14 protein-coding genes are annotated in these 19,028 nt (G+C 73.2%); 4 read left to right on the top strand and 10 right to left on the bottom strand.

Annotated features, from left to right (window positions below):
• Nucleotides 1–56: 56 nt before the first annotated feature.
• Nucleotides 57–1,469, top strand: coding sequence for a GH39 family glycosyl hydrolase (locus tag ADL34_RS17610; protein WP_062670922.1), 1,413 nt, complete (start codon nucleotides 57–59; stop codon nucleotides 1,467–1,469).
• 15 nt (nucleotides 1,470–1,484) lie between these two features.
• Here ADL34_RS17610 and ADL34_RS17605 read toward each other — a convergent pair whose 3' ends face one another.
• From ADL34_RS17605 to ADL34_RS17580, 6 genes are all read right to left on the bottom strand, one after another.
• A complete protein-coding gene (locus tag ADL34_RS17605; RefSeq protein WP_062670737.1) occupies nucleotides 1,485–5,321 on the bottom strand; it encodes a lipopolysaccharide biosynthesis protein in 3,837 nt (1,278 codons plus the stop codon).
• The gene (locus tag ADL34_RS17600; protein ID WP_062670739.1) at nucleotides 5,314–6,114 is read right to left on the bottom strand and encodes a polysaccharide deacetylase family protein; all 801 of its coding nucleotides are present in this window, start codon (nucleotides 6,112–6,114) and stop codon (nucleotides 5,314–5,316) included. Before ADL34_RS17600 ends, ADL34_RS17605 begins: the two co-directional genes overlap by 8 nt.
• A complete protein-coding gene (locus ADL34_RS17595; protein WP_062670741.1) occupies nucleotides 6,111–7,115 on the bottom strand; it encodes a glycosyltransferase family 2 protein in 1,005 nt (334 codons plus the stop codon). The genes ADL34_RS17600 and ADL34_RS17595 overlap by 4 nt, the downstream gene beginning before the upstream one ends.
• Nucleotides 7,112–7,954, bottom strand: coding sequence for a glycosyltransferase family 2 protein (locus ADL34_RS17590; RefSeq protein WP_062670744.1), 843 nt, complete (start codon nucleotides 7,952–7,954; stop codon nucleotides 7,112–7,114). The genes ADL34_RS17595 and ADL34_RS17590 overlap by 4 nt, the downstream gene beginning before the upstream one ends.
• A gap of 371 nt (nucleotides 7,955–8,325) precedes the next feature.
• Complete coding sequence (locus ADL34_RS17585) at nucleotides 8,326–9,423, bottom strand: GNAT family N-acetyltransferase (RefSeq protein ID WP_062670746.1); 1,098 nt, start codon at nucleotides 9,421–9,423, stop codon at nucleotides 8,326–8,328.
• Nucleotide 9,424: 1 nt separating this feature from the next.
• Nucleotides 9,425–9,850, bottom strand: coding sequence for a hypothetical protein (locus ADL34_RS17580; RefSeq protein WP_234375043.1), 426 nt, complete (start codon nucleotides 9,848–9,850; stop codon nucleotides 9,425–9,427).
• A 277-nt stretch (nucleotides 9,851–10,127) separates the two neighbouring features.
• On the opposite strand from ADL34_RS17580, the gene ADL34_RS17575 reads away from it, so the two are divergent.
• Nucleotides 10,128–10,937: an SGNH/GDSL hydrolase family protein gene (locus ADL34_RS17575; protein ID WP_062670750.1), complete on the top strand. Its 810-nt coding sequence runs from the start codon at nucleotides 10,128–10,130 to the stop codon at nucleotides 10,935–10,937.
• 14 nt (nucleotides 10,938–10,951) lie between these two features.
• Here the strand turns inward: ADL34_RS17575 and ADL34_RS17570 are convergent, their stop codons facing one another.
• From ADL34_RS17570 to ADL34_RS17555, 4 genes are all read right to left on the bottom strand, one after another.
• Nucleotides 10,952–12,568 (bottom strand): serine/threonine-protein kinase, encoded by a 1,617-nt coding sequence (locus tag ADL34_RS17570; RefSeq protein WP_062670752.1) that lies wholly within the window; start codon nucleotides 12,566–12,568, stop codon nucleotides 10,952–10,954.
• 45 nt (nucleotides 12,569–12,613) lie between these two features.
• Nucleotides 12,614–14,293 carry a nickel transporter gene (locus tag ADL34_RS17565; RefSeq protein ID WP_062670755.1) on the bottom strand — a complete coding sequence of 560 codons (1,680 nt, stop codon included), beginning with the start codon at nucleotides 14,291–14,293 and terminating at the stop codon, nucleotides 12,614–12,616.
• A complete protein-coding gene (locus ADL34_RS17560; RefSeq protein WP_079034324.1) occupies nucleotides 14,290–15,777 on the bottom strand; it encodes a tetratricopeptide repeat protein in 1,488 nt (495 codons plus the stop codon). The genes ADL34_RS17565 and ADL34_RS17560 overlap by 4 nt, the downstream gene beginning before the upstream one ends.
• A gap of 129 nt (nucleotides 15,778–15,906) precedes the next feature.
• Nucleotides 15,907–17,442, bottom strand: coding sequence for a DUF4331 domain-containing protein (locus ADL34_RS17555; protein ID WP_062670758.1), 1,536 nt, complete (start codon nucleotides 17,440–17,442; stop codon nucleotides 15,907–15,909).
• 209 nt (nucleotides 17,443–17,651) lie between these two features.
• On the opposite strand from ADL34_RS17555, the gene ADL34_RS17550 reads away from it, so the two are divergent.
• The gene (locus ADL34_RS17550) at nucleotides 17,652–18,194 is read left to right on the top strand and encodes a sigma-70 family RNA polymerase sigma factor (RefSeq protein WP_062670759.1); all 543 of its coding nucleotides are present in this window, start codon (nucleotides 17,652–17,654) and stop codon (nucleotides 18,192–18,194) included.
• Nucleotides 18,191–19,003, top strand: a complete 813-nt coding sequence (locus tag ADL34_RS17545; protein ID WP_062670761.1) for an anti-sigma factor — start codon at nucleotides 18,191–18,193, stop codon at nucleotides 19,001–19,003. Before ADL34_RS17550 ends, ADL34_RS17545 begins: the two co-directional genes overlap by 4 nt.
• Nucleotides 19,004–19,028: the final 25 nt, after the last annotated feature.

Below are 19,028 nucleotides of genomic sequence, written 5' to 3'. Positions count from 1 at the left end.
CCGTGTGCCGACGAAACCTGCCCGGGCGGCGGGCACCCCCGTTACCGTTGTCCTCGATGGGACGTCATGGGTGGAATTCGGGGGCACGGCGGTGGCGGCTCACCGCGCTGCTCGGGGTGGGCGCGGCGGCTCTGGCCCTGATCGTGACCCTCCTCAGCACACTGCCCGGCAACGGCGTGGACACCGACGGCACCACACGCGACGGCGACAAGGTGCACGGCACGCCGACGGCCGCGCCGCACGCGCGCGACCCCGAGGTCGGCTGGGGGTTCACCCACACCCAGCACAGCGCCGACGAGGGCGCCCCGGCCGCCGTCGCACGCGTCGAGCGCCGGATCGCCGGTGACGGGGGCCTGCCGCAGATCCAGCACGTCATGGGCTGGGGCGCCGACAACCCCGAACCCGTGCGCGGGCGTTACGACTTCGAGGCGATGGACCGGCGCATCGACTTCGTACGCGCGTCCGGCGGCACCCCGGTCGTGACCCTGTGCTGCGCGCCGGACTGGATGAAGGGCGGCGAGCCCGGCGTCGACGCCACCGACTGGAGCCAGGCCGCCCTGGAGACCGCGCCCGACCCCGGGCACTACGACGACTACGCGGCGCTCGCCGCGACGGTCGCGAGGCGCTACCCGGACGTACGGCACTTCGTCGTCTGGAACGAGTTCAAGGGGTTCTGGAACGACGCCGAGGCCCGCTGGGACCACGAGGGCTACACGAAGCTCTACAACCTGGTCTACCGGGCGCTGAAGAAGGTCGACCGGGACATCATGGTGGGCGGCCCCTACCTGGTGATGGACAGCGTCGACCCCCGCGCGCACGAGGCTTCCAAGGCGCTCACGGGCCCGTGGGGCGCCCTCGACCGGCGGACCGTCGATGCCTTCCGGTACTGGAACGAGCACAAGGCCGGCGCCGACTTCGTCGTCGTGGACGGCTCCAGCTACACCCGCGACGACGAGCTGCTGCCGGACGAGTTCACGGCCACGCGGAAGTTCACCGACGTGAGCCGCTGGGTGCGCGAGCAGACCGGTGACCTGCCGCTGTGGTGGGCCGAGTACTACGTCGAGCCGGCCGACGGCGACGACGAACGCGAGGGCTGGTCCGAGGCCCGCCGGGTCGCCGTTCACGCCACCGGGCTGATCGCGCTGGCCGAGGGCGGCACCACCTCCGCGTTCTACTGGAACCCGGAGAACGAGAAGGGCACCGCCTGCGCGGGCTGCCTGTGGACGCCGACGGACGCCGATCGCGGCGGCGCCGAACTGCCCATGTACGGCCTGCTCTCCCGGTTCGGGAAGGAGTTCGGGCCGGGCACCCGGTTCGAGCGGGTGTCCGTGGACGGGGCGGGCGTGCGGGTGCTGGCCACCGACGACACCGTCCTGGCCGTCAACACCCGCGACCGGCAGATCAGCGTCCGGGTCGACGGCAGGAAGGTCACCCTGCACGCCTACCAGGTCAGGTGGCTCGAACGCTGAGCCACCCGGCCTCCGTCACTTGATGGTCAGGAACCGCTGCACCAGCGAGGCCAGCAGCACGGCGAGCAGCGGCAGCGAGAACCAGAAACTGCTCTGCAGCCGGCTCAGCTGCCGCACGCTCGGCGCGCTCGCCACCCGCACGATCTCCCGCGCCGCCAGCAGCAGGATCAGCGCGACGGCCGCGACACCGCCGACCACCGACCACGGCGTCCACGTCACCTGCGGCCCGATCGGACCCGGATCGGCCTTCGGCACCGTGCCCGCCGGCTGCTCGCGCAGCGCGTACATCGTCACGTCCGTGTTGGCGAAGACCCGCTTCAGCTCCGGCCTGCGGTCCAGGTTGCTCAGCAGCCGGGTCTCCCAGGTCGGCGAGTAGCCCACGTCCAGCCGCAGGAAGGTGACCTGACCGCGGTTGACCATCAGATACGAGTTCGGGCCCGCGTCCTTCAGCGCCTTCACCAGGCCCGACACCAGGACCGGGTCGGCCGGCGCCTGCGTCGGCAGATAGGAGACCTTCTCCATGTCCCGGGCGCCCCACGGCATCGCGGGCGTCACGTCCTCGACCGGGTCGCTGCTCAGCCACAGCAGCCGCAGACTCGGATCGTCGTGGGCGTACACGTACTCCATGGCGGCGACCTCGCCGGGCCGCACCCGCTCGAACGGCTCGTTGCCCCATCGGGCCACCAGGAAACCGCCCATGAGCACCAGCCCCGCCATGAGCGCGGCCAGCGGGGCGAGGCTCACCCGGTCCCGTTCCCGCTCGTCGGCGGTGACGCCGGTCCGCGGGAACAGGGCCAGACCGGTCAGCAGGGCCGCCCCGGGCAGGGCGAACATGAAGACCCGCAGCGCCATCTCGCCGCCGTACGACTGCATGCCGAAGCCGAGGAACGGCACGAAGGTCAGGACGAGCAGCGAGCGCTCCTGGTAGTGGTGGAAGCGCCTCCGCCACCAGCCCCAGCAGGCGAACGCCATCACCCCGCCGGCCAGCAGGACACGCACGTACAGCACGAGCTGGTGGGTCGAACTGCCGCCCTCGATCCGGCCGGACACGGACGAGGTGACGTTGCCGCCGACCCCGCCGACCCCGCCGAACAGCTCGTCGAAGTGCCCCGACCAGTACGGCTCCGCCAGGAAGCCGATCCACGCGGTCACCATCACGCCGAACAGGACGGGCAGGCCGCGCAGTTCGCTCCGGCCGACCAGCACCAGCGCCGTCACCACGCCCAGCATCACGAACGGCGTCAGCTGGTGGGCCGGGACACTCGCCGCGAACAGCCCCGTCACGACCGCCAGCAGCACGGCCCGCTGACGCCGGTCCGCCGGTTCCACCTCCAGCTCGCCGGGCCGGCGTCGCGACCAGATCACGCGCGGTGCGCGGAACCAGACCAGCAGCACCGCCGCGAACACGAGGTACAGCAGATAGGTGAAGCCCTGCGGGGAGAAGTAGTCCTGGCCGACCCAGCCGGCGAGCACGAACACCCAGATGCCGGTCCACCTGGCCCGCCAGCTCGCCCGCATATGGCGTACCAGCAGGAACATCGGGACCAGGTACAGCAGTTGCATGGCCGTCGGCCACCAGCGGACGACCTCGGTCAGATCGTCGACCCCGCAGGCCCGCGCGGTGAACGCGGCCACCGCGAAGAATCCCGGCCAGCTCCAGCGCGCGTCCAGGTCCGGTACGGCGGAACCGGTGCGGTCGATGTAGTCGAGGAAGCCCAGGTGCTGCCAGGCCGTCGCGAACCGCGGCTCGGTCTCGATCAGCGCGGGCAGGGCGTGCAGGGACACCACCGTCGCCAGGAGGGTGACCATCAGCAGCGCCCGGTGCTCGCGGTTCAGCCACAGCAGCGAGGCGAACACGACGGCCAGCAGGGCCGCCCCCAGCAGCGTCGGCGGCGGCAGCACCGAGATCAGCCCGAGCCCGCCCATGCGGTCCAGGTCGCTCTCGCCGAGCCGCAGCGCGGGCACCCAGTACAGCAGCAGCGCCGCGACCAGCAGACAGCCCAGCACGACGCCGGCCCGGGTCGGCAGCAGCCGCTCGCGCCGGCCTGCCGCGAGCGGCTCGGGCCGTAGGGGTTCCTCCGGCGCGGGTGACCCTGATACCGCTCCGGGTTCCGGTGGGGCGGCGGCCTCCTCGGGTTCCTCCACGACGGCGGTCACCTCGCCCTTGCCCGCGTCGAACGCGTCCTCGAACGGCGCGTCCACCTCGGCGGGACCCGCCGACGCCTCCGAGCCCGGCTCCCGCCCCGGCGGCAGCCCGGCCTCCGCCGCGCGGGCCCAGGTCGGCCGGTGCTCGGGGCGCACGCGTGGAGTGCCCGTGGGCGGGGTGCCCGGTCCGGGCCGGACGTCGGGACGGCGTTCCAGATGGTCGAAGTCGACGTGGATGCCGAGCGCGAGGGTGTCGCTGTCCAGCGCCCAGCCGGGCCCGCGCTTGCGCGCCCCCGTGGACGCCTCGCGCGCCCCCAGGTCGGCCAGGTCCCCGTCGGGGGCCGCGTCCTCGGGCACGTCCGCCCCGGAGCCCCGCACCGTCCGGTACAGCCGGGGCGCGGCGATCGCCACGATCACCGAGAGCGCGGCGATCTCGGCGACCCCGGCGCCCGTCAGGCCCATCCGGGGCAGCAGGAGCAGCGTCAGACCGAGCACCAGGGCGCACAACAGCCCCTGCAGCCACGCCAGTCCGGCGGTGCGGCTCTGCGCCCGCAGGACGGCGAAGTACGTCTCCATGACGACCCGCAGCAGCCCGCCCACGGCGAACCAGCGCAGCAGCGGGGTCGCCGCGTCCGCGTAGCCCGCGCCGAACACGCCCAGGATCCAGGGCGCCCCGAAGAACAGGACCGCCGAGACCGGCAGCATGATGCGGGCCATGCGGGTCAGCGCCGCCCGGGTGTCGGCGGCCAGCCGCCCCGGCGCGTGCGAGCCCTCCACGGTCAGCGAGGCGCCCATGTTGATGGCGAGCAGGTTCACCGTGCCGCCGATGGTGGCGGTGATGTAGAAGTACGCGTTGTCCTCGGCGGAGACCCGTGCCGCCACGATCACCGGGATGAGGTAGACGACGGCGAGGGAGAACAGGGAGCCGGTGTAGTCCCCGGCCAGGAACCGGCCGACCTCCCGCAGCGACGGCGGCCGCGCGTGCTCCTCGGTCGCCGCCATGTGCCGGGGCACCAGCCGGCGGAACACCAGCCAGCCCAGCGGCAGCACCGACACCGCGATCGCCGCCACCCACGACACGAAGACGCCGGCGGTCGGGATCGCCACCGCGAACGCCACCAGCAGCCCCAGCTTCACCGCCGAGAACACGGTGTTGCCGACGGGCACCCACAGCGCGCTGCGCAGCCCGGTGAGCACTCCGTCCTGGAGGGTGAGCAGGTTCCAGGCGATGACGGCGAGGACGAAGAACAGCCCGTTCAGCGGCCCGTGCAGGAACCGGTACGACGGCCCCCACAGGTCCAGCGTCAGCAGGAAGACCCCGGCGGCCAGCGCCACCACCACACAACTTCCGGCGTACGTACGGAAGATCAGGCGGCCCGTCGTCCGCCCGGCCACCGGGATGAACCGGGCGAGCGCCCCGGTCAGCGTCACCGCCGTCAGCCCGGCGAGGAACTTCATCGCGGCGATCGCGGCCGACCCCTGGCCGACGGCGGACTCGGAGTAGTAGCGGGCGGCGGCCAGCCAGAAGCCCAGCCCCAGCACCGCCGAGACACCGGTGTTGATCATCAGGGCGTAGGCGTTGCGGAACAGCTGGCTGCCGCCGCCGGAGGATCTGCCCAGGCCGGGCAGTCGGAGGCGCCGCCCCGGCCGCTCGGGCGCCGGCGCGTCGGGCGAGGCGGGCTCGGTCGTGGTCGTCGTGTCAGACACGGGTACGGATGGCCTTCCGGCGGACCTGACGGGCTCTGCGGACCACGGCGTACCCCTGGGTCAGGGCGCGGTCCCTGGCGAACGTACGGGCGACGGCACGGCCTTCCACCAGCCGGCCGAACTCCTCGATCCCGGTGGTGCGGCGCACGGTGAGCCGGGTGAGCGCGTACGGCCCCTGCCGGCGCCGGGCGAGGCCGTTGTTGACGGCGAGCGCCTGGGCGTACCCGGTCTCCCGCACGGCCTCGCGCACCCGGCGGCTGGAGTAGCCGTACGGATAGGCGAACGAGACCGGGGCGGTGCCCAGCTGGTCCGAGACGATCTCCTTGCAGAGGATCAGCTCCGAGCGCAGCCGGTCGTCGGGGAGCTGGTCCAGCTGCGGGTGGGTGTGGCTGTGGCCGCCGATCTCCACGCCCGCGAAGGCCAGTTCGCGCACCTGCTCCCAGTCCAGCATGGTGTCCAGGCCGCCGCCCATGTCGTGCGGGCCCTTCAGCCAGCCCGTGGAGACGAACACCGTGGCCGTGAAGCCGTGGGCGCGCAGGACGGGCAGGGCGTGCCGGTGCACGCCCGCGTAGCCGTCGTCGAAGGTGATCAGCACCGGCCGCTCGGGCAGCGGCTTCCCGGAACGCCAGTGCTCGGCGAGCTCCGCCGTGCGCACCGGCGTGAGCCCCAGGTCGCCGATCAGGGCCATCTGCTCGGCGAACGCCTCCGGCGCCACGGACAGCCGGCGGGTGGCGTCGTTCGGCGCGGTGGACACCGCGTGGTACATCAGGATCGGCACCGGCGCATGGCTCATCCCGTCCCCCCTCCGGTGTCCGGCGATCCCTCGATCCCGGCCACCGCGTACGTGGCGCCGCCCCGGCGCGCGCGGACACTCCCGACGACGTACCCACCCGCCGCCGTCAGCACCCCCGCGACGATCGCGCCCGCCCGGCCCGCGCCCCCGGGCCGGGCGAGCAGCGCGTCCCGCAGGCCGCGCGCCACCCCGGCCGGCAGGACGCGCGTGGTGTACCGGCGTTCGGACTCCAGTCCCTTGTCCGCGCCGACGCTGCGGGCCACCAGGGCCTTCGACAGGCCCTCCGCGTAGGTGCGGGTGCGGAAGTACCGGAAGCGCTCCCGCGGCCCGGGCACCCGGTGGTGGATGATCGCGCGGTCGTCGATCAGCAGCACCGCGTCGGGCCGGGCCCGGGTGAGCCGGATGCACAGCTCCGTCTCCTCGCAGCCCAGCGGCAGCCGGTCGCCGTCGCGCCCGATGCCGGTCGCGAAACCGCCCGCGACGTCGAACGCCGTACGGCGGAACGAGGCGTTGCCGCCGAGGACGTTGCGGACCTTCGTCCGGCCGCCGGGCAGGCCCCGGTAGGTGCAGCCCACGACCCAGTCGAACTCCTCCGGGAACCAGCCCGGCCGGCGGCCGGACGCCCAGATCGGCTCGGTGCGCCCGCCGACGGCCATGACCCGGGGGTCGTCGTACCCGGCCGCGAAGTGCCCCAGCCAGTCCCGCTCGGCCACGGCGTCGTCGTCGAGGAACGCGACGACCTCACCCCGGGAGGCCGCGATGCCCGTGTTGCGGCCGGCCGACAGGCCGCGCGGGCCCGCGTTGGCCAGCACCCGCACGTCGGGCGTCTCCTTGTACTCCTTGGCCAGCCGGTCCCGGAGCGCCTGGTTGTGGTCGACGACCAGCAGGGTCTCCAGGGCCGGATACGCCTGCGCACGCACCGAGGCGACCGCCGCGAGGATGTCCTCCCAGCGGTCCTCCGTGTAGACGCAGATCACGACGGAGATGCCGGGACCGCTCAAGACGTCTCTCCCCGGGCCTTGGTGCGGGAGCCGACCGAGGTGAGCACGGGGGAGTGCGCGGCGGCGCTGCGGCGGCGCAGCGCGCGCCGGTTGGAGCGCTCCTTGACGATGACCCGCAGCACCCGCAGCCCGTCGCGTACGGCCCGCAGATTGCTGGTGCCGTGGATGCGGAGGTACTCGTGGCTCGGTATCTCCTGCACCTTCAGCCCGGCCTTGACGACCCGGATGTTCATCAGGGTCTCGACCTCGAAGCCGGTGCAGTCGAGGTCGATCTTGTCCAGGCAGTGCCGCCAGAACGCGTTGTATCCGTAGCAGAGATCGGTGTAGCGGGCGCCGAACTTGTGGTTGACGGCTGTGCACAGCGCCCAGTTGCCCAGCTTGCGGATCAGCGTCATGTCGTCGGTGCCGCCGCCGTTGGCGAACCGGGACCCCTTGGCGAAGTCCGCGCCCGAGACCAGGGCGGAGACATAGCTCAGGATCTCGTTGCCGTCGGCGGAGCCGTCCGCGTCGACCATGACGATGATGTCGCCGGTGGCCGCCTCGAACCCGGTGATCAGGGCGTCCCCCTTGCCCTTGCCGCGCTGGCGCACGACCTTCACCTCGGGCCACAGCTCACGGGCCACCTCGACGGTGCCGTCGGTGGAGTTGCCGTCGACCAGGACCACTTCGTGGATCCAGTCCGGCAGGGTCTTGAAGACGTACGGAAGGTTCTCCGCCTCGTTCATGGCCGGGATCACCACGCTCACGGGCGGTGCGATGGCCAGGTGCGAGGAGACGGGCCGGTAGCCGACCGGTGACGGATCATGGCCCGGGACCGCCGGGCGCAGCACAGAACTCATGAGTCGGTCCCTCTCGTCCGGTGGACCGCCCGCCCCTGGGCGGCCCGGTGAAGTGTCCGGTTCGAAAGGGGGGTTGTGTCACCCACGCACGGCGACTGGCTCTCCCCGTGCGTGCGGTGAGCTGGCATGTCTGGCCGGCCACCCGGATGAGCGGCGACCGGTCGCGCGGCACGACTCGGCCGAAGATGTGGACACCTTCACCGAGCACCCCCCTACCGCGTCCCGCTCCGGTGCCGTCCTGCGGTCCTCGGTCCCTCCCCTGGAGCCGCGGGCCGACCGTCCGATGCGAGTGAGATGTACGACGGTATTGATGATTGCGCCTGTATGGCAAGAGCTGGAACCAGCTCTCACATTTTTATAGGTTTCGGCCGTTACGTACGTCCCGAGCGGATCTTCCCCATGCGTTTCAGGAGACGGTCCGCCGGTCCGAAGAGCTCCGGCCGTGACTGGACGGTGTTGCGCAGCGCCCGGACCGGGGCACGCCGTGCCCGGTGTCCGAACGCGACCGGGTGACGCCGGGTCACCCACCCCTCCGACACCGTCAGCTCGCGTGTCTTCAGGGAGTCCTTGTACTCCTTCTGGCCCCGGCCGAGATCCAGGTGCGCGATGCCGTCGGCGGCCGCCGCCTCGGCCATGCGCAGATGCAGCACCAGACCGGGCGAGTACTTCGAGAACGCCGGGTCGTAGGCCGGGAACCAGCAGGCCAGGATGCGTTCGCCGCGCAGCCCGAAGTGTGCGGCGACCGGCTTGCCGTCCGCGTACAGCACGGACAGGACGCCCGCGAACGAGTCCGAGCGGGTGTGGAAGAGGTGCTCCACGAGCCGGGTGATCCACTCCTGCGCGAAGCGGTCGCTGCGGCCGGTCCTGCGGTACTGGGCCGACTTCCAGGACATCAGGGTGCGCAGCGCGGCCGGATCACGCTCGTCGTGCACGTACCGCACGCCCTCGTGGTCGCGGGCCAGCTTGCGCTCCTTGGCCAGGGTGGTGCGGGTGAACTTCGGCGCGTGCTCGCGCAGATGGGCCAGATAGGCGTCGTACCCCTGGTCGACGTCCATCACCGGTGACGGATAGCTGCCGGTGGCGTCCGGCGCGAACGCCGTCTGGCCGTCCACCAGGTGGTCGAACTCCCATACGGCCAGCCCGCACGCCTTCAGCAGTTCCTGGGCGCCGACGGTGAACCCCGGCCGGTGCACGAGGCCCTGGGCGTCCGAGACACCGAGGCCGATGGCCCGGCCCACGCCGGTGGCCGTCCGCTGGAACGGGAGGAACGCGGCCGGTTCCCCGCCCTCCCGGACGACCGCGATCCGCACCCCGCGCCGGCAGCGGCCCACGGCGAGCGCGAACTCCGGTGCGAGGAAGGGGTTGCCCAGCTCGGGCGCGCCCTGGAGATGGGCCTTGGACTGGATGGAGGTCCAGGCCGCCCGGTCGGCGGCGCTCAGCTCGCCGGGGCGGTACACGCTGATGTCCACGTCAGACCGTCCGCTCTCGGGTCGTGCGACCGCGCAGCCGCCGTCCCGTGGCCAGCAGGAGGATGAGCGCGCTGATCGTGGTCACCGCCACGATCCCGCCGCGTACCGACCACTGGTGGAGGGCCAGCATGGCCTGGGCCACCAGCATGTCGAGCACCACCGCGCCCGCGGCCGAGGCCACGACGCGGCCGAAGGGGTCGAGCCCGCGCAGCGCGGCGGCGATCGCCGCGGCCGGTGCCGCGAGCAGGAAGAACAGGGTGAACGGGCCGCGCAGCGGCGAGTCGGAGCCGACGAGCGCGAGCACCGCGCCGATTCCCCCCACAGCCGTCGCGGCGCCCGCGAGCAGTGGCGTCAGGTCCCTCCCCGGACCCGGTCGCGCACGCTCGGCGTCGTCGGACACGGCTGTTGTGCCATGGATGGTCTGCATTGGCGACTTTGCCCCCCGAAGCGCCGGATGCCGGGCTTCAATGTGGCTCAGGCGCATATCTGCCGTCAAGATGCCGATGGGCCCTTGACAACGGTTCGTCCTCGCGCTCGGCCCGCGCGGGAGTGCTGACGTCCCTGCCCGGCGGGCCGGTTGGCGAGCCGTCGGTCCAGTTCACGCGAACGGGTGGCTGCCGAAAAAGTTTTGACATGAACACTTCCGCTCAACACGCGTAGTTGGTACGACGGTTACGGCAGAGATCCTGCTATAGGGAGGTTCCATGAGACGTTCCCGACTTTCCGTACACGTCGCCTCGCTCCTCCTCGCCGTCGGTACCGCCCTCACCGGGGCTGCCACGGCGCAGGCCGCCGACACCGCCGCCGCGGGCGGCTACGTGGCACTCGGCGACTCCTACTCCTCGGGCCTCGGCGCCGGCAGCTACATCAGCAACAGTGGCGACTGCAAGCGCAGCTCGAAGGCGTACCCGGCCCTGTGGGCCGCCGCCAACTCACCCTCGTCCTTCGACTTCACGGCCTGCTCGGGTGCCAAGACGGCAGACGTCACCGCCAGTCAGCTCGGCCCGCTCAGCTCCTCCACCGCACTGGTGTCCGTGTCCATCGGCGGCAACGACGCCGGATTCGCCGACATCATGACGACCTGTGTGCTCCAGGGCGACAGTGCCTGCGTCTCACGCATCAACACCGCCAAGTCGTTCGTCGACTCGACCCTGCCGGGCCGGCTGGACGCCGTGTACAACGCCATCCGCTCCCGGGCACCCGCCGCCCGGGTCGTCGTGCTCGGCTACCCCCGCTTCTACAAGCTGGGCGCCTCGGGCTGCGTCGGCCTGTCCGAGACCAAGCGCCGGGCGCTCAACGACGCCGCGGACCACATCGACGCCGCCATCGAGAAGCGGGCCCGTGACCACGGCTTCGCCTTCGGCGACGTACGGACCACGTTCACCGGACACGAACTGTGCTCGGGCAGTCCGTGGATGCACTCCGTGAACTGGCTCAGCATCTCGGAGTCGTACCACCCGACGGCCGCGGGCCAGTCGGGTGGATATCTGGCGGCGCTCAACTCCGCCGGCTGAGCGACCGGGAGCGACTACGCGTCCGGTGAGCCGTCGGACGAAGGCGAGGCCCCGCCCGACGGGGTCTCGCTCGCACAGGTCACCGAGAACGGCACCGAGGCGGACCGCGTCCGCACCGGGTCGCGCACCTCGACGGCGATCTCGCTCGCGAACGTGCCGCTCTCGTCGTACGTCGTCAGGAACACCCTGTCCTGCTTGGTCCGGTCGCCGCCCGCCGGGAAGGACAGGGTCTTCCACTCCTGGTCCATGACGTCGCCGTCCTCGGACACCCAGCGGTAGGTGACCCGCGCGGGAAGTCTGCCCACGGTGAACGTCGCCGTGAACACGGGTGCCTGGTCGCGGGGCGGCGGACAGGCGCCGGAGTAGTCCGTGTGGGAGCCGGTCAGCGACACCCGCACGGACTGCGGCGCGGCCGACGGCGACGCGCTCCGGCTCGGACTCGGCGTGGCGGTCGGCTCCTTGGTGGACGGCTCCTCCTTCGTGCCGGTCGCCGCCGTCCGCTCGCCCGTCGCCGTGGCGGTCTCCCCGCCGGTGGCCTTCCCGCCGTCGCCGCCCCTGTTGAGCAGGGCGTACGTCAGTCCCCCCACCGCGAGGGCGAGCACGACGACACCCGCGATCAGCACCGGCGCGGCGCGGCGGTCGCGCCCCGAGCGCACGGGAGCCGTGTCGGCCGGCTGGGCACCGGTGGGCCGGGTCTGGCCGGGCGGCGGCACCGGGGCCGTCGGGGCGGTCCCGGACGGGGCCGGGAACGCGGCGATCGTCGGGGCGTACGGCGCCGCGCCCGCACCGCCGCCGGGGAGGGTGCCCCCGGCCGCGACGACCCGCAGATCCTCCTGCGCCCGCGCCGCCGGCAGCCGCTCGGCCGGGTCCTTGCGCAACAGCCCCTCGATGACGGGTGCCAGCGGTCCCGCGCGGCGCGGCGGCGGCAGCTCCTCGTCCACGATGGCGCGCAGGGTGCTGAGCGGGGTGTCGTGGCGGAACGGCGAGTTGCCCTCCACGGCCGCGTACAGCAGTACGCCGAGCGACCACAGGTCGGACTCCGGGCCGGGCGTGCGGCCCAGCGCCCGCTCCGGCGCGAGGAACTCCGGGGAGCCGATGACCTCGCCGGTCATGGTCAGCGCCGAGCTGCCCTCGACCATGGCGATGCCGAAGTCGGTCAGCACGACGCGATCGTCGTTCGACAGCAGCACGTTGGCCGGTTTCACGTCCCGGTGCAGCACGCCCGCCCCGTGCGCGGCCCGCAGCGCGGACAGCACCTCGGCACCGATGTGCGCGGCCCGCCGTGGGCTCAACGGTCCGTCGGCGTCGAGCAGTTCCGCCAGCGAGATGCCCCGGACCAGCTCCATCACGATCCACGGCCGCCCGTCCTGGGTGGCCACGTCGTACACCGTGACGACGTTGCGGTCGGCGACCCGCGCCGCCGCCCACGCCTCGCGCTCCAGCCGGGCGTACATCCGCTCGACGTCCGAGGCGGCCAGCCCGGCGGGCGCGCGGACCTCCTTGACGGCCACCTCGCGGTGCAGCAGCTCGTCGCGGGCCCGCCACACGGTCCCCATGCCGCCCTCGCCGAGCGGGGAGAGCAGGCGGTAGCGGCCAGCGATCACCCGGTCAGCGCCATGGTCTTCGGACACGGGCGTCCCCCCTTCGCATCCGTGCGCATTCTCCACAAAAGTAGCTCAGCCGAGTGCGGATGCCGCCCCCTGGACCACGAGTCCCGCCCCGATCAGGACGACGAGCACCGCGGACGCCAGGGGCGCCGTGCGGCGGACGAGGACCGTCACGGGATGGGTCAGCGCGCGGGGACGCCGGTCCAGCACCCGCATCGCCCCTGTACCCAGCCGCACGACGGCGAACCCGGCCGCGGTGAGCGTGAGCGCCAGCCCGGCGCCGTAGGCCACGACGAGCAGCAGCCCGAACCAGGCCTTGCCGAGGGCGGCGGCGCCGACCAGCACGACGACGGCGGACGGGCTGGGGACGAGCCCGCCGGCGAAACCGAGCAGGATCGTGCCGCGGAGAGTGGGGGCGGTGGGGTGCGTGTGGGGGACACCGCCGTGGGTGTGGGTGTGACCGTGGTCGCCGTGCTTGTAAACGTGTTCGCCGTGCTCGTGCTCGTGCTCGTGCACGTGGTCGTGGGGGTGCGGGTGGGCGTGGTCGTGGGGGTGGGGGGCGACCGGCGCGGCGGACGGTTCCGGGGCTGTGCCGGCGGGAGCGCCGACCAGCACCGGCCGCCGCGCGGGGGCGTGGTCGGCCGCGGGCTCCCCGGGGTGGGGATGCGGGTGCGGGTGGCTGTCCTGGTCGTGCGGGTGCGCGTGGCCGGGACCGCGCGTCCGCCAGACCCGGCGCGCCAGGGTCACGCCCGCCGCCGTCACCAGGGCGCCACTCGCGACCCCCAGCCAGGTGACCACCGAGGGCGCCGCCGCCGAACCGGCGGTGACCAGCAGGCCCAGCGCCACCACGCCCAGGGTGTGGGTGACCGTCACCGAGGCGGCCAGGGGCAGGACGTCCCGGAGCCGGGCCCGGCCCCCGCGCGCGGTCGCCACCGCCGCCATCATCGTCTTGCCGTGCCCCGGGGCGAGCGCGTGCAGCGCGCCGAGGAACAGCGCGAGCAGCAGCGCGAGCGCCGCGAAACCCACGGTCAGCTCGCGCCGCGAGACCAGGTCGTCCAGGGCCCGCGTCCAGCGGTCGGCGCCGCGCGGCAGGACGGAGGAGGCGCCCGGGGCGTCCTCACCGGACGCGGCGAGGGCCGGACCGCCGGGCCGCACCCGCAGGGACGCCTTCCGCGTGTCGGCGGGGGACGACAGCAACGCGCGCGGATACGCGGTCAGTCCCTTCGAGGCCGACTCCTCCGGCACGTCCGAGGCGGTCAGTGTCGTCCGGTCGCCGCGTGCCGTGATCTCCCGCCAGCCCGGCCCGGACCCGCCGCCCGCACCCGTGAACTCCAGGGCGAGCGGGGCGTCCTCGGGGAGCGGGGCCGTCAGCTCGCACTCCACCCGGAGCGTGTCGAGCCCCGCCTGGCCGGGCCGCACACGCGCGTGAGTGCTCGCCACCGTCAGCGGGACCCCGCGGCCCTCCACGGACACCTCGCTGTCCCGTGCCGCGCTCGCGCAGCGCCCACGGGCCCAGGACGTCAGGCCCGCCCTCTCGATCGCGGGCCCGGCCTGGGTCGCCGGTATCTCGGCCAGGTCCTCCACGTGGTCGACGCGCAGCTCGCCGGGCGCGACGACCAGGCCGTCGTACCGGTTGACCGTGAAGTTGCCGAGGGGGTGCGCGCTCGCGGGCGACGAGGGCACCAGGGCGAGCGCGCAGGCCGCCGTGAGGACGGCGGCGCCCGAGGCCGTGGGCCGGCGCAGGGTCACTGGTCCGCCTCCAGGTCTCGGAGCGCCGCCCGCGCGTCGCGGGCGCCCAGCGGTGCGAAGCCCGGGTTCAGCTTCAGGGCGGCCCGCAGATGCGTGCGGGCGTCGTCCGCGCGGCCGGTGGCGCGCTCGATGATCCCGCGGTGGTACAGGAACACGGCGTTGCGGTAGCCGGTGGCGGTGGCCCGGCGGGCGTACGGCAGGGCCTCGTCGTCCTTGCCGTCGACGTGCAGGGCCCAGGCGAGGGCGTCCGCGGTGTGCACGGTGCGGCGGCGGTCCCACTCGGCGCGGGCCGCCCGCAGCGCCGCCGCCTTGTCGCCGTGGTCTGCTGCCGCGAGCGCGGTGTCGAGATCGGCGTCCACGCCGTTGGCGCGGGCCAGGGACGTCCAGGCGTCGACCAGGGCGTACTGGTCGGCGGCCGCGGCCCGGTCGCCTGCCGCCTCGTACAGCTCGCCCAGCGCGACGAGCGGCCCGGGCAGGGGGTAGCGGGCGACGACGTCCTTCAGACCCGCGATCGCCCCGGCCCGGTCCCCGCTCGCGGCCCGCGCGCGGGCCCGCCCCTCCAGCGCGGGGACGTAGTCCTCGTCGGCGGCGAGCGCGCGGGCGTAGTGGGTGAGGGCCGTGCCGTAGTCGCCCTGGTTCCAGGCGAGCTGGCCGAGCTGGGTGGCGACGTAGGCGATGTCGCCGGGGGCGGACGCCGAGGACAGCGCCTGCTCCAGCACGCGCCGGGCCGTACGGACGTCGCCGCGCAGCTCGTGGACGTACGCGTAGCGCGTGAACACCGGGATGCCCGGGCGGCGGTCGTCGGCGGTGTCCGCGGCCTCGTCGGCGTCGCGGTACCGGCCGAGTTCGACGAGGGCGTCCACCCGTACGCACAGGGCGCGTTCGCTGTACGGGTTCTCCTTCAGGGCCCGGTCGGCGTGGGCCAGGGCGCCCGCGAAGTCGTGCCGGGCCGCCGCGAGGGCGGCGCGGCCGACCAGGGCCTGGTCGTTGCCGGGCGCCAGCGCCAGGGAGCGCTTGAACGCCCGCTCGGCCTGCGGGTAGCGGGAGGGGTCGCCGTTGGTCCGGGCCTGCTCGACGTAGGCGAGGCCCAGGGTGGCCCAGCCGCCGAAGTCCCGCGGCTGGGCGCGCAGATGGGACTGGAGGGCGGTGATGCCCGCGGCCAGGTCGCCGGAGGCGAGCAGACCGGGGGAGACGGCCGCCGAGGCGGGGGCGACGCGCGGGGAGGTTCCGCCGCCCCCGGCGCCGAGCGCCACCGAGCCCCCGGTGACCGCCACGGCCAGCAGCGCCGCGCAGCCGGTGAGGTGCAGGGCGCGGCGGCGGGCCGCGGCGAAGCGGCGCAGCGCGGCGACCCGGCCGGCGTCCTTCGCCCCGGCCCCGTCCTGCGGAGGCCCCGCCCCGTCGCCCCCGGCCGGGGCCGCCGTGTCCGGACCCGCGCCACGCTCGGGCGCGGGGTCCTGCGGGGTGTCGTGCGTGGGCGGGGCCATGCCCTCTCCTCGGTGGTCTCGAAACGGTGGTGCTCGAAACGGTGCTGCTCGGGTGGTGGGGCGCGGCCCGCGCCGTGGGGGATGGGTACGTCCACGGGCCGCGCCGGTCGATGACCGCCGTGCGGTCGGCTAGTAGGCCCGGTCCCGCATCCGGCGCCACCACAGCAGGGCGCCGCCGATCAGCAGGATGCCCAGCGCGCCGGCGCCCGCCGATCCGGCGATCAGCGCCGTGTTCCCCATGCCGTCGGAGGCCCCGGCCGGCTGGAGCGCGTCACCGAGCTGGCTGCGGACGTCGGTCCCGCCGTCCGTGCCCTTGGCGAGCGGTCCGCGCGAGCCCTCCGTCGGAAGGGCCACGTAGGGGAAGGACTTCTCGAAGTCCTTGTCGTTCTTGTCGACCGCGTCGCCCAGGTCGTTCTTGGAGCCGAGCAGTTCGCCCTCGACGACCTGGAGGGAGGCGTCGATCACGTCGTCGGTGAGCCGGCGGCCGTTCGGGAAGCCCGCGTTGTCGCCGTCGAGCACGCCGAGCCGCTTGGGCTTGTCGGTCGGCTTGATCGACGTGTTCAGGCGCAGCATCTCCGAAGGCGTGACGTGCGGCGGCTGGTTGAGGCCCTCGACACCCTTGAGGAAGACGTCCACCAGGTCGTTGCGCGGCTCGGCGGGCGCCGGGATCTTGTAGATCGCCTCGATGAGCTTCGGCAGTTCGGGGTTGGTGACGTTCTTCAGGAACTTCGCGTCCTCCCAGGGCGAGGACGCGTTGAAGCGGTCCTTGTCCTTGAGCGGGTTGACGACCTCGTTGACCAGCGGGCTGCCCAGGCGCGAGACCTGCTCGAAGTAGCCCTTGGCGTTCTTGCGCTGGGTCGTCGACCAGATGCCGACGATCGGCTGGTCGGCCGACTCGGCGAGCATGTGGTTCGGGACCTGCAGGGCTATGGAGTTGACGTTGTAGCCCTTGAGGGTGTCGTTGCCGACCTCGGACAGGTTCCCGCCGTACAGCAGGTCGAAGACCCGCAGGTCCAGGAAGAAGGGGTCGTCGGCCTGGCCCGCGAACGTCGAGGTGCCGCCGTGCAGCTCGTGCACGGCCTCCTCGCGCAGCTTCGCGTAGTCCGGCATCGACGCCTTGCCGACGTTCGACGGCGCCACGGGGACGTCGTTGGCGATCTTCGTCTTCGAGACCAGGTGCTGGTCCTTCAGCTTCAGCAGCTCGATGTCGTACGTCTGCGTGATGTTGAGGTCGGGGTCGTCGAGGCTCTCGACGGGTCCCGTGTTGTAGAGGAACGTCTTCTTGTTCTTGGTGTGTGTGTCGAAGGTGAAGCGGTAGAGCAGCTCGCCCTGCGCGTCCCCGTCGTTGTCGATGTGGATGTCGTACTGGGCGTCCTCCGCGAACGGGAAGAAGTTCGGTCCGCCCGCCGGCTCCTCGAACGGGATCCAGTTCGCCACGATCGTCGTCGTGTCCGGCTTGTCCGGGCTGACGAACGCGTACACGTCCGTGTTGTCGTACTGCGGTGTCCCCGAGATCAGCGGGGCCTCGCGGTGGCTGGAGGCGGAGGCCGCCCCCGGTTCCAGCGCGGTCACACCGGCGGCTGCGAGCCCGCCGGCGGCCAACGCACCGCATACGAGGGTCGCGAGTCCCCTGCGTCCCGCCCCGCTCCTGGAAGTAGGTGTCATGCCGTCCGTCCTCAGTGCCAACTTGCCTGACGCAACGGGATTCGGAGTGGGGGCGGGGCCGGATTGGTCGAACCCGAAAAGAATTTCCGTGCCCGCCGGACCCGCTTTTTCGGCTTCTCGATCCGTAACCCCATCCGGAGGTGTGTCTGTTGCGAAGACCTCGTAGGACGGGACGGCCGGGATGCGGTCTGGCTGGAGGGGGAGACGAGTTGGACGCGGACGAGCTGCTGGTGCTCGTGGCGGGCGGTGACCAGAAGGCGTTCGAAGACCTGTACGGGCTCGTCTCCGGACCGGTCTACGGACTCGTACGGCGGGTCGTGCGCGATCCCGCCCAGTCGGAGGAGGTGGCGCAGGAGGTGCTGCTCGAACTGTGGCGGTCGGCCGCGCGGTTCGACCCGCGGCGGGGCAGCGCCCTGTCCTGGGTCCTCACCCTCGCCCACCGCCGCGCGGTCGACCGGGTGCGCAGCGCCCGCGCCGCCGGCGAACGCGAGCAGCGCGAGGCCCTGCGTTCCGGGCAGCCCGCCTTCGACCACGTCGCCGAGGAGGTCGAGGCCGGGCTGGAGCGCGAGTGGGTGCGCCGCTGCCTCGAACGCCTCACCGCCCTCCAGCGTCAGTCCGTCACCCTGGCCTACTACGACGGCTACACCTACCGTGAGGTCGCCGAGCGGCTGTCCCTGCCGCTGGGCACGGTCAAGACCCGGATGCGCGACGGACTCACCCAGCTGCGCAAGTGCCTGGGAGGAGTCGCGTGAGCTTCGTCGCCCGCCTGCTGAGGCGCGAGGACCTGCACTCCCTCGCCGCCCCCTACGCCCTGGACGCCCTGGAACGGGCCGAACGGCGGCGTTTCGAGACGCATCTGAGCACGTGTGAGGTCTGCGCCGCCGAGGTGCGCGCGCTGACCGAGGACGCCGTCCGGCTCGCGTGGTCGACGGCCGCGCCCCCGCCGGCCGCCCTGCGCGAGCGGGTGCTGTCCGCCGTACGGACGACGCCGCAGGAGAGCGCCGGGGTGCCGGCCCGCGCGCGGGCCCCCCAGCTGCCGCCGCACGTGTGGGGCAACCAGGCGCCGCCGCGCGGCCGTTCGGTCCGGCGTCCGCTGTTCGTGCCGTTCGCCACCGCCACCGCCGCCGCGGCACTCGTCGTCGCCTCACTGTTCGCCGTCCAGGCGAACGAGGCGCGGGACGATCTGGCCGCGCAGCGGGCGCGGGCGAGTGAGATCGCTAACGTTCTGGGCGCGCCCGACGCCCGCGCGAGCACGGGAGAGGACGCGAAGGGCCGACGGATCGGAGTCGTGGCCTCCGCATCGGAGGGGCGCGCGGTCGTCACTCTGAGCGGATACGGAGAACCTCCCGGTGGCCGCGTGCGTCAGCTCTGGCTCATGCGCCCCGGCGCGCAACCGCGCTCCCTCGGGCTCTTCGACGGCGACACGCCCCTGATCGCGTCCGGTCTGGACACCTCGTCGACGTCACTCGCCGTGACCGTCGAGCCCGGCGGCGGGTCTCCGCAACCGACCAGCCAGCCCATTGTCCAACTCGCCCTGAAATCGGTCGGATTCGGAGAGTAATCGCCTACGGGTCGTCAACACCCTT

It is taken from the genome of Streptomyces sp. NRRL WC-3605 (assembly GCF_001509795.1).
In the GTDB taxonomy this organism is placed as follows: Bacteria; Actinomycetota; Actinomycetes; order Streptomycetales; family Streptomycetaceae; genus Streptomyces; species Streptomyces viridochromogenes.
Note: the sequence above shows the minus strand (reverse complement) of the source record. Positions and strands in the feature narration are given on the sequence as shown.